Below are 10,382 nucleotides of genomic sequence, written 5' to 3' on the forward strand. Positions count from 1 at the left end.
GGCGCCTACGCCAGCTTCGACTGGCTCTGCGAGGAACTACTCTCCGGCGGCGACGCGACGATCCGATTCGAACTGCTCGACCCGCAACCGGGCACCGAGGACACCCCCGAGGCCGCGCTGAAGTACCGCATCAGCCCCGCGTTGGCCGAACGCATCCGCCTGCGCGACGGCACCTGCCGCCACCCCGGCTGCACTGTCGATGCCCACGACTGTGAGATCGACCATGTCATCGCGTTCGACCACCAACGCCCCGAGCTGGGCGGGCCCACCGCCGAATGGAACCTGGTGTGCCTGTGCCGAAAACACCACCGGGAGAAAACCTTCGGCCACTGCGCCTACCGACCCGGACCACTCGGCGAGCTGACCATCATCACCGAAACCGGACACGAACACCACACCCGACCCCACGGCCCCCTGGCCCAGGCCCGCGACCACATCCTCGACCACCGCTGGCACCAACACCTCGACCGACTCATCGCCGCCGACGGCCACCTCACCAACCCACCCGGCGCCGACCGCACCCTGCGCGCCACGACACCCAGCGGCGGGACGGACACACCGACGCCACCTCGCCGACCCGAGTGCGGTGACGGCGAGTGCGGTGACGCCGAGTGCGGGGGCAGCAGACGAGACGGGCCCCGCCCCGCCTGATCGGCGGAGCGGGGCCCGGAAGCGCGAGACGACCGACGGAACAGTCGGGTGCACCGCCTAGCTGCAGGCGGCGATCACCAACTCCTTCACGCGAGCCGGATCCGCCTGACCGCGGGTGGCCTTCATGACCGCACCGACGATCGCGCCGGCGGCCTGCACCTTGCCGGAGCGGATCTTGTCCGCGATGTCCGGCTGAGCGGCGAGCGCATCGTCGACGGCCTTCTGGAGCGCCGAGTCGTCGCGGACCACCTCGAGGCCCTTGTCCGCCACGATCTGATCGGGCTCACCCTCACCGTCCAGGACCGCGTCGACGACCTGTCGGCCCAGCTTGTTGGTGAGCTTGCCCTCGGCGACCAGCTCGATGACCCGCGCCAACTGCGAGGGCGTGATGGCGAGAGCGTCCAGGTCGACACCCCGCTTGTTGGCCTGCTGCGTCAGGTAGGACACCCACCACGACCGGGCCTCGGCGGGCGGCGCGCCCGCATCGACGGTCGCGAGGATGAGGTCGAGGGCACCGGCATTGACGAGATCGCGCATCTCCTCGTCCGACACGCCCCAGTCCGCCTGCACGCGTGCCCGACGCACCCACGGCAGCTCCGGCAGCGTCGCGCGGATCGACTCGATGAGCTCCTCCGTCGGCTCGACGGGCGCCAGGTCCGGCTCGGGGAAGTAGCGGTAGTCCTCGGCCGACTCCTTCGGGCGACCGGCGGTCGTCGTGCCGTCCGACTCGTGGAAGTGCCGCGTCTCCAGGACGACCTCGCCGCCCGACGTCAGCACGTCCGCCTGGCGGCACATCTCGTGGCGCACCGCGATCTCGACGCTGCGCAGGGAGTTGACGTTCTTGGTCTCGGTGCGGGTGCCGAACTCGGTGGCGCCCTTGGGCATGAGGGAGACGTTCGCGTCGCAGCGCATCGAGCCCTGATCCATCCGGACGTCGGACACGTCGAGGCTCTTGAGAAGGTCACGCAGCGCCGACACGTAGGCGCGGGCAATCTCGGGGGCCCGCTCCCCCGCCCCGACGATCGGCTTGGAGACGATCTCGATGAGCGGCACGCCGGCACGGTTGAAGTCCAGCAGCGAGTGCGTGGCGCCGTGGATGCGGCCGGTCGCCGAGCCCACGTGCGTGGACTTCCCGGTGTCCTCCTCCATGTGGGCGCGCTCGATGTCCACGCGCCAGGTGGAGCCGTCCTCGAGCTGGACGTCGAGGTAGCCGTCGTGTGCGATCGGCTCGTCGTACTGGGAGATCTGGTAGTTCTTCGGCTGATCCGGGTAGAAGTAGTTCTTCCGCGCGAACCGGCTGTACGGAGCGATCGAGCAGTTCAGCGCGAGACCGATCTTGATGGCCCACTCCACCGCCTGCCGGTTGGCGACCGGCAACGCGCCCGGCAGGCCGATGCACACCGGACACACCTGCGTGTTGGGCTCGGCCCCGAACGCGGTCGGACACCCGCAGAACATCTTGGTGTTGGTGTGCAGCTCGACGTGCACCTCCATACCCATGACGGGATCGAAACGTGACACGACCTCGGTGAACTCCATGCCGAACAATCTAGCCGAAGAGGCAGGCGGCCTCGCGGTAGCGGTCCTCCGGAACGGTCTTGAGCACCGAGACGGCCTCCTCGACCGGCACCATCGCGATCGACTCCCCGCGCAACGCCACGATCTGACCGAAATCCCCGCGGTGCACGGCGTGCGCCGCGTGCACCCCGAACCGGGTGGCCAGATTGCGGTCGTAGGCGGTCGGCGTGCCGCCCCGCTGGATGTGGCCCAGCACCGTGGTGCGGACGTCGCGGTTCATGCGCTCACGGATCGCCGTCGCCATCTGCTCCGCGACCCCGGTGAAGACCTCGTGCCCGAACTGGTCGGTGCCACCCTCGCGCAGGGTCATCCCGGAACCCTCGACGGGTGTCGCGCCCTCGGCGACCACGCAGATGCCGTAGGCCTCGCCCATCTGGAAGCGACGCTTCATCACCTTGCACACGTAGTCGATGTCGAACGGGACCTCGGGGATCACGATCATGTGCGCCCCCGAGGCGAGCCCGGCGTGCAGGGCGATCCAACCGGCGTGACGGCCCATCACCTCCACCAGCATCACCCGCTCGTGGGACTCCGCGGTCGTGTGCAGACGGTCGATGGCGTCCGAGGCGATCGACACGGCGGTGTCGAAGCCGAAGGTGTAGTCGGTGCCGCCGACGTCGTTGTCGATGGTCTTGGGCACGCCCACCACCGGGATGCCGTTCTCGGTGAGCCACCGGGCGGCCTTGAGCGTCCCGTCGCCGCCGATCGCCACCAGGGCGTCCAGGGCGTGCCGCTCGAGCGTCCGACGGATCTCCGGGAGGCTGGCCGTCAGGACGTCCGGGTTGAGTCGGCCGGTCCCGAGGATCGTGCCACCGCGGAGCAGGATGCGGTCGATGCCCTCGTCGTCGAACAGTGGGACCGCACGGTCCTCCACCAGGCCGGACCACCCGTCCTGGAAACCCAGGACCGGCGAGTCGTACTCGGAGTTGGCGGTGCGGACCAGGGCGCGGATCACCGCGTTGAGGCCCGGGCAGTCGCCGCCGGCGGTGAGGACACCTATACGCACGTCGAGCTCCTCTCGGTTCCCCCGCAGTCTAGGGGCGCACGGCCGCCCGCCGCGCGGGTCACCTCGCCGCCCGTCCGGGTACCGGCGAACCGCGGGTCACCTCGCCGGGCTGGTCGACGGCTCCGTGAGCGACCGATCGCCCGTCTTGAACGCCATCGTGGCGAGGCCGCCCAGCAGGACGACCACCGCGGGGAGGAACATCGAGTCGGCGACGGCCTGTCCGATGTCCCCGTGCGCGACCTGGCGGGCCTGCATGAGCGCGCCGATCGCGGCGGACCCCAGCACGGCGCCGACCTGGCGCGTGGTGTTGTACACGCCCGACCCGGCGCCCGCGGAGGCCAGCTCGAGGCGGCGCATCGCGGTGGAGGACGTCGGCGCCCACACACACCCGTTGGCCACCCCCATGAGGGCGATGGGGCCGAGCAGGACGAGCACCGGCGTCTGTGAGTCCATCACCAGCGCCAGCCAGAACAGCGAGATCGCGAAGGAGAAGTACCCGATGCCCGTGAAGATCCGCGGGTCGAGGCGATCGGCCCACCGGCCCACGACAGGCGCGAGGACACCGGCGATCAGGGCCATCGGCAGCAGCATGAGCCCGGCCCGCGTCGGGGTCAGCTCCTTGACACCCTGCAGGTAGAACATGAGCGGCACCATGGTGCCGGCGGTGACGAACCCGATCGTCGACACGCCGAACGTGCCGATCGAGAAGTTGCGGTCGCGGAACAACCGTAGAGGCACCAGTGGCTCGGTGCGCACGCGCGACTGCCACCACACGAACAGCGCGAGCCCCACGACCCCGGCCACGATCAGCGCCGCGGTCGTTCCGCCCCAGCCGTGCGACTCGCCCTGCTGGATGCCGAACACCAGCAGGAACATGCCGATCGCCGACAGCACGATCCCGGGCACGTCGTAGGACCGCGTGCGGGTCTCCAGTACCGGCACCCACAGCCACACCAGCACCACGGCGAGCACGCCGAACGGGATGTTGACGAAGAAGATCCACCGCCAGTCGAAGACGTCGATCAGCACGCCGCCGAACACCGGGCCGACCACCGAGGCGATACCCGCCACCGCGCCCCACGTGCCCATGGCCGCGCCGCGGCGCTCGGGCGCGAAGACGCGCGTGATGACGCTCAGCGACTGTGGGGTGAGCAGCGCGGCACCGACGCCCTGGAACACCCGGGCGACGATGAGCATCTCGACGTTCGGGGCCAGGCCACACCACAGTGAGGCCCCGGTGAACACCACCAGGCCGGCGATCGCCACCGTGCGCGGCCCGATCTGGTCCCCGAGCCGCCCGGTGAACAGCAGCGGCACGACGTACGCCAACAGGTAGGCGCTGGTCACCCAGATCACCTGGTTGGTGCTGGCGCCGAGCTGGGTGACGAACGCGTCGGTGGCCACGGCGACGATCGTCTGGTCCACCAGGATCATGAAGAACCCGATGACCAGGGCCGCGAGGGCCTTCCAGGCGTCCCGCTCGGGGACCGTGGTCACGCGATCGCGCCTCTCGCGGCCTCGTAAGCGGCGCCCACCCGGTAGAGGCGGTCGTCGGCGAGCGCCGGCGCCATGATCTGCAGGCCCGCGGGCAGGCCGTCGACCAGGCCGGACGGCACGGACATACCGCAGTGCCCGGCGAGGTTGAGCGGCAGCGTGCACAGGTCGAACTGGTACATCGCGACCGGGTCCTCGACCTTGTCCCCCAGCGGGAACGCGGTCGTCGGCGTGGTGGGCGAGACGAGGACGTCGACCTTCTCGTAGGCGGCGTCGAAGTCGCGCGCGATGAGCGTGCGCACCTTCTGCGCCTGGCCGTAGAAGGCGTCGTAGTAGCCGGCGGACAGCGCATAGGTGCCCAGCATGATGCGGCGCTTGACCTCCGGCCCGAAGCCGGCCTCGCGGCTCGCGGCCATGACCTGGTCGGCGGAGCCCTCGCCGGTCCGCAGGCCGTAGCGCATCGCGTCGAAGCGCGCGAGGTTGCTGGAGACCTCGGACGGGAGGATGAGGTAGTAGGCGGGCAGGGCGTAGCGGAAGTTGGGGCACGAGACCTCGACGATCTCGGCGCCCAGCTCGCGCAGGGTGTCGACCGCGGCGCGGAACGACGCCTCGACGCCGGGCTGGTAGCCCTCCCCCGAGAACTCCGAGACCACGCCGACGCGCAAGCCGGTCAGGTCGCCCTTCGCGCCCTCGCGCGCGGCCGCGACGACGTCCGGGATCGCCACGTCGAGGCTGGTCGAGTCGCGCGGGTCGTGCCCGGCGATCACCTGGTGCAGCAGCGCGGTGTCCTCGACGGTGCGGCCGCACGGCCCACCCTGGTCGAGCGAGGAGGCGCAGGCCACGAGGCCGTAGCGCGAGACGGTGCCGTACGTGGGCTTCACGCCGACCGTCGCGGTGAGCGCGGCGGGCTGGCGGATCGATCCGCCGGTGTCCGTGCCGATGGCGAGCGGGGCCTGGTGGGACGCGAGCGCCGCGGCCGAACCGCCGCCCGACCCGCCCGGCGTCCGGCTGGGATCCCAGGGGTTGCGGGTGGGCCCGTACGCGGAGTTCTCGGTGGAGGACCCCATGGCGAACTCGTCCATGTTGGTCTTGCCGAGGATCGGGATACCCGCCTCCCGCAGCCGGCCCGTCACTGTCGCGTCGTACGGCGAACGGTAGCCCTCGAGCATGCGCGAGCCGCACGTGGTGGGCGCGTCGGTGGTGGTGAAGACGTCCTTGAGGGCGATGGGCACGCCGGCCAGCGGGCCGAGCGCCTCACCGGCGGCCAGGCGGGAGTCGACGTCCCGGGCCGCCGCGAGGGCCTCGTCGGCGCCCACGTGCAGGAAGGCGTTGATCTCGCCGTCGACCTCGTCGATCCGGTCCAGGTGCGCACGGGTGACCTCCTCCGAGGACACCTCCCGCGCGGCGATCCGGCCCGCCAGCTCGGCGGCGGTGGCGGTGGTGAGCTCGGTCATGCGTCCTCTCCCAGGATCTGCGGGACCTCGAAGCGCTGCTCGTCGGAGGCCGGGGCCTGGTCGAGCGCCTGTTCCGGGGTCAGACCCGGGGCGACCACGTCGTCCCGGTACACGTTGGTGATCGCGGTGGGGTGGCTCATCGCCGGGACGTCGTCCGCGGCGACCTCGGAGACGGCCTGCACGTGGTCGAGGATGTCGGTGAGCTGCTGTGCGAACGAATCCAGCTCGGCGTCGCTCAGTTCCAGGCGCGAGAGCCTGGCCAGATGAGCGACGTCCCCGCGTGAGATCGAGGTCACGTGCCTGCCCCTTTCCGTGGCGTGGTCGGTACCGGCCCAGCCTAGTCAGGCCGCGGGGGTGCGGCACAATGGGCGTCATGTCTTATCTCCTCCGCGTCATGTTGCCCGACCGACCGGGCAGCCTCGGCTCCCTCGCGGTGGCCCTGGGAACCGTTGACGCGGACATCGTCAGCCTCGACGTCGTGGACCGTTTCGACGGCGTCGCGGTCGACGACATCGTCGTGGACGTCCCCCACGGCACCTTCCCCGACACCCTCATCACGGCGGCCGAGCGGCTCGACGGCGTGGTCGTGGACTCCCTGCGCCCGTTCGGCGGGATCCTCGACGCCCATCGCGAGCTCGAGCTGATCGACGCGGTCGCCGGGGCGGGCGCCGGGGCCCCGCAGATGCTCGCCGACGAGATCCCCGCCGCGCTGCGCGTCGGCTGGGCCCTGGTGCTGGAGGTGACCGGGGAGGCGACGTGTCGACTGGTGGCGCGCGGGGAATCGGCGCCGATGTGGGAGGGGGGCGAGGTCCCCGTCGTGTGCGGCCTGGCTCGCGTCACCGCACTGGATGACGACGACGAGGTCCCGGCCGAATGGACGGCGATGGACACCGCGTTGGCGGCGGCGCCTCTGAACGCCGGCCACGTCCTGGTGGTCGGTCGGCCCGGCGGCCCCTCGTTCCGGCCGTCGGAGATCGCCCGTCTCGGCTACCTCACGGGGATTCTGCGCTCGCTGCACGCCGGCTGAAGCGCACCGTCACCGGTCGGCGTCGGCCACGTCCGGTTCCGCGGCCCCGGCCGGGGCGGGCCCGTTCTCCATGAGCTCGACGAACCCCGCCTCGTCCAGGATGGTCAGGCCCAACTCCTCGGCCTTCGCCGCCTTCGAGCCGGGATTGTCACCCACCACTACGTAGTCGGTCTTCTTGGACACCGAACCCGAGGCCTTGCCACCGCGGGCGATGATCGCCTCCTTGATGCCGTCGCGGGTGAAGCCCTCGAGGGAGCCGGTGGCGACGATCGTCAGCCCCTCGAGCGTGCGCGGGATCGACTCGTCCCGCTCATCGGCCATCGAGACGCCGGCCGCCGTCCACCGGTCGACGATCTCGCGATGCCAGTCGACGCCGAACCACTCGACCACCGACGCGGCGATCGTCTGGCCCACGCCGTCGGTCTCGGCCAGGTCCTCCTCGGACGCGGCGCGGATGGCCTCCATCGTCCCGAACCTGGTGGCGAGGGCCCGCGCGGCCGTGGGACCGACATGCCGGATCGACAGGGCGACCAGGACCCGCCAGAGCGGCCGGTCCTTCGCGGTGGCGAGGTTGGCCAGCAGCTTGCGTCCGTTCTCGGTGAGCACGGTCCGCTCGGGCTCGGCCCCCTCCTCGATCTGTTTCTTCGTCGCCTTGTCGATACGGGTGTAGAGGTGCGTGCGGAGGAGGTCGGCCTCGGTGAGATCGAAGAGCCCGGCCTCGTTCTCGAGCACCCCGCTGGCCAGGAGGTCGGACGCGCCCTCGTAGCCGAGTGCCTCGATGTCCAGCGCGTTGCGGGAGGCGAGGTAGAACAGCCGCTCGCGCAGCTGGGCGGGGCACGACCGCTGATTGGGGCAGCGCCAGTCGGCGTCGCCCTCGCGGGCGGGGGCGAGGACGGTGTCGCACTCGGGGCAGCGCTCGGGGAAGACGAACTCCCGCTCCGTCCCGTCGCGCCGCTCGACCACGGGACCGAGGACCTCGGGGATCACGTCGCCCGCCTTGCGGATCACCACGGTGTCGCCGATGAGCACACCCTTGCGGATCACCTCGGTCTGGTTGTGCAGCGTCGCGAGCGAGACCGTCGACCCCGCGACGAGGACCGGCTCCATGTAGGCGAACGGGGTCACGCGCCCGGTCCGGCCCACCGAGACCCGGATGTCGAGCAGCTCGGTCATGACCTCCTCGGGCGGGTACTTGTAGGCGATCGCCCACCGCGGCGCCCGGGAGGTCTGGCCGAGGCGACGCTGGACGGTGCGGTCGTCGATCTTCACGACGAGTCCGTCGATCTCGTGCTCGGGGTCGCTGCGGTGCTCACCCCAGTACCGCATCCGCTCGACCACCTCCTCGACGCCGGTGGCGGGCGCGGTGTGCGGGGAGACCGGCAGGCCCCAGTCCGCCAGGGCGAGGTAGACGTCGTGGAGGCTGTCGAACGTCGCACCCTCGACCGCCCCGAGCCCGTGGCAGTACATGCCGAGGCGGCGCTGAGCGGTGATGGCGGGGTTCTTCTGCCGCAGCGACCCGGCGGCGCTGTTGCGGGGGTTGGCGAACGGCGCCTTGCCCTCGGCCACCAGACGGGCGTTGAGCTCGGCGAAGTCCTCGAGGCGGAAGAAGACCTCACCGCGGACCTCCAGCAGCGAGGGCACCGGACGGTCCGGCGTCGGGGTGAGGGTCACCGGGATGTCCTCGATCGTGCGGGCGTTGAGGGTGACGTCCTCACCGGTCCTCCCGTCGCCACGGGTGGCCGCGCTGACCAGCTTCCCGTCGCGGTAGACCAGATCCAGGGCCACGCCGTCGATCTTCACCTCGCACAGGAACGGCAGCCGGTCCTCGGGCACGCCCGCCTGCTCGACCGCGGAGGCGACCCAGTCGCGCAACTCCTCCTCGGAGAAGACGTTGTCGAGACTGGTCATCCGCTCCAGGTGCTCGACCGGGGCGAAGTCGGTGGAGAACCCGCCGCCGACGAGCTGCGTGGGCGAGTCGGCGGTACGCAGCGCCGGGTACTTCTCCTCGAGCGCCTGCAGTTGACCGTACAGACGGTCGAACTCGGCGTCGGAGACGATCGGCGCGTCCTTGACGTAGTAGCGGAACTGGTGGTCGCGGACGGTCTCCGCGAGTTCGGTCCACTCCTGCCGGATCTCCGGTGGGATGTCCCCGGTGCCGACGGGCTCGGTGCTGTCGCTCGCTTGGCTCACAGTGACAGGTTATGTCGCACGCGGCCACGACGCCTCCGCGGTGTCGGAGCGCTGGCCTACGGTGAGCCCATGAACAACGACATCACGCTCCCCGTCACCATCGACCGGAACCGCCTGCTGGCCTTCGACCTCGAGACGACCGGTCCCGACCCGCGAACGGCCCACGTCGTGACCTCGGCCCTCATCGAGATCGACGGGCCGCACAAGAGGGAACGGAACTGGTTGGCCGATCCCGGCATCGAGATCCCCGAGGGGGCGACCGCGGTGCACGGCATCACTACCGCGCACGCGAGGGAGCACGGCCGGCCCCACGCGGAGGTCATCGCGGAGACGGTGGAGGCCATCCTGCAGGGGTGGCGCGACGGCCGCACGCTCGTGGTGTTCAACGCGTGCTACGACCTGACGATCCTGCGCCGATGGCACCCGACGTTCGAGGTGGCCGGGCCGGTGATCGATCCCTATGTCGTCGACCGGGCCGTCGACCCCTTCCGCAAGGGCAAGCGCACGTTGGAGGCACTGTGCGGTCAGCACGGGGTGCGCCTCGACGCCGCGCACGAGGCGGCCGCGGACGCGCTCGCGGCCGCACGCCTGGCGTGGAAGATGCTGGGGACGCAGCAGGAGTTGTCCGGCTGTGACTGGCGCGAGTCCAACGCGCGGCAGGCCCGGTGGCACGAGGCCCGCCAGCGGGACTTCGCCGCCTACCTCGAGCGCTGCGGGAAGGACGCGTCCGACGTCAACACCCTGTGGCCGATGGCGACGGTGTAGCCCCGGCCGGTCACTCGGCCATACGGGGCGCGGTCTCCGCGACGAGTCTCGCTCCGCGGAGCGCGGCGTCGGCCCCGGGGGCGGAGGCGATCTCGTCTGCCGTCGGCGTGAGGACGATCGAGGGCAGGCCCGAGTGGGGCGGCGCCCCGAGCCGGTCGAGGAGCGCCAACAACTCCGCCGCGGGCCGTTCGGCCTCGGGTGCGGTCAGCGGCGGCCC

9 protein-coding genes and 1 pseudogene are annotated in these 10,382 nt (G+C 71.1%); 3 read left to right on the forward strand and 7 right to left on the reverse strand.

Features of this window, described 5'->3' with window-relative positions; translation table 11 throughout:
- On the forward strand, positions 1 to 651 hold a 651-nt coding region (locus G6030_RS15415; protein WP_241724401.1), incomplete at its 5' end, for an HNH endonuclease signature motif containing protein.
- A 57-nt stretch (positions 652 to 708) separates the two neighbouring features.
- Here G6030_RS15415 and gatB read toward each other — a convergent pair.
- The 5 genes from gatB to gatC form a co-directional block, all read right to left on the reverse strand.
- A complete protein-coding gene (gene gatB, locus G6030_RS15420) occupies positions 709 to 2,190 on the reverse strand; it encodes an Asp-tRNA(Asn)/Glu-tRNA(Gln) amidotransferase subunit GatB (protein WP_182643715.1) in 1,482 nt (493 codons plus the stop codon).
- A 10-nt stretch (positions 2,191 to 2,200) separates the two neighbouring features.
- Complete coding sequence (locus tag G6030_RS15425) at positions 2,201 to 3,235, reverse strand: ATP-dependent 6-phosphofructokinase (RefSeq protein WP_182643716.1); 1,035 nt, start codon at positions 3,233 to 3,235, stop codon at positions 2,201 to 2,203.
- Between the two features lie 96 nt (positions 3,236 to 3,331).
- Positions 3,332 to 4,732 carry a DHA2 family efflux MFS transporter permease subunit gene (locus tag G6030_RS15430; protein WP_182643717.1) on the reverse strand — a complete coding sequence of 467 codons (1,401 nt, stop codon included), beginning with the start codon at positions 4,730 to 4,732 and terminating at the stop codon, positions 3,332 to 3,334.
- Positions 4,729 to 6,183: an Asp-tRNA(Asn)/Glu-tRNA(Gln) amidotransferase subunit GatA gene (gene gatA, locus G6030_RS15435; RefSeq protein ID WP_182643718.1), complete on the reverse strand. Its 1,455-nt coding sequence runs from the start codon at positions 6,181 to 6,183 to the stop codon at positions 4,729 to 4,731. The genes G6030_RS15430 and gatA overlap by 4 nt, the downstream gene beginning before the upstream one ends.
- Positions 6,180 to 6,479 carry an Asp-tRNA(Asn)/Glu-tRNA(Gln) amidotransferase subunit GatC gene (gene gatC, locus G6030_RS15440; protein ID WP_061229410.1) on the reverse strand — a complete coding sequence of 100 codons (300 nt, stop codon included), beginning with the start codon at positions 6,477 to 6,479 and terminating at the stop codon, positions 6,180 to 6,182. Before gatC ends, gatA begins: the two co-directional genes overlap by 4 nt.
- A 77-nt stretch (positions 6,480 to 6,556) precedes the next feature.
- Between gatC and G6030_RS15445 the strand changes: the two genes are divergently transcribed.
- Positions 6,557 to 7,210, forward strand: coding sequence for an amino acid-binding protein (locus G6030_RS15445; RefSeq protein WP_182643719.1), 654 nt, complete (start codon positions 6,557 to 6,559; stop codon positions 7,208 to 7,210).
- Between the two features lie 9 nt (positions 7,211 to 7,219).
- Here G6030_RS15445 and ligA read toward each other — a convergent pair whose 3' ends face one another.
- On the reverse strand, positions 7,220 to 9,400 hold the full coding sequence (ligA, locus tag G6030_RS15450) for an NAD-dependent DNA ligase LigA (protein ID WP_182643720.1): 2,181 nt from the start codon (positions 9,398 to 9,400) through the stop codon (positions 7,220 to 7,222).
- Positions 9,401 to 9,469: 69 nt separating this feature from the next.
- Here ligA and G6030_RS15455 point away from each other — a divergent pair, with 69 nt between their 5' ends.
- Positions 9,470 to 10,165, forward strand: a complete 696-nt coding sequence (locus tag G6030_RS15455) for an exonuclease domain-containing protein (RefSeq protein WP_182643721.1) — start codon at positions 9,470 to 9,472, stop codon at positions 10,163 to 10,165.
- Between the two features lie 10 nt (positions 10,166 to 10,175).
- Here the strand turns inward: G6030_RS15455 and G6030_RS15460 are convergent.
- Positions 10,176 to 10,382: pseudogene (locus G6030_RS15460) on the reverse strand (cobalamin-independent methionine synthase); the annotation flags it as partial.

Origin of the sequence: Dietzia sp. E1, assembly GCF_014145015.1 — a bacterium.
GTDB lineage: Bacteria > Actinomycetota > Actinomycetes > Mycobacteriales > Mycobacteriaceae > Dietzia > Dietzia cinnamea_A.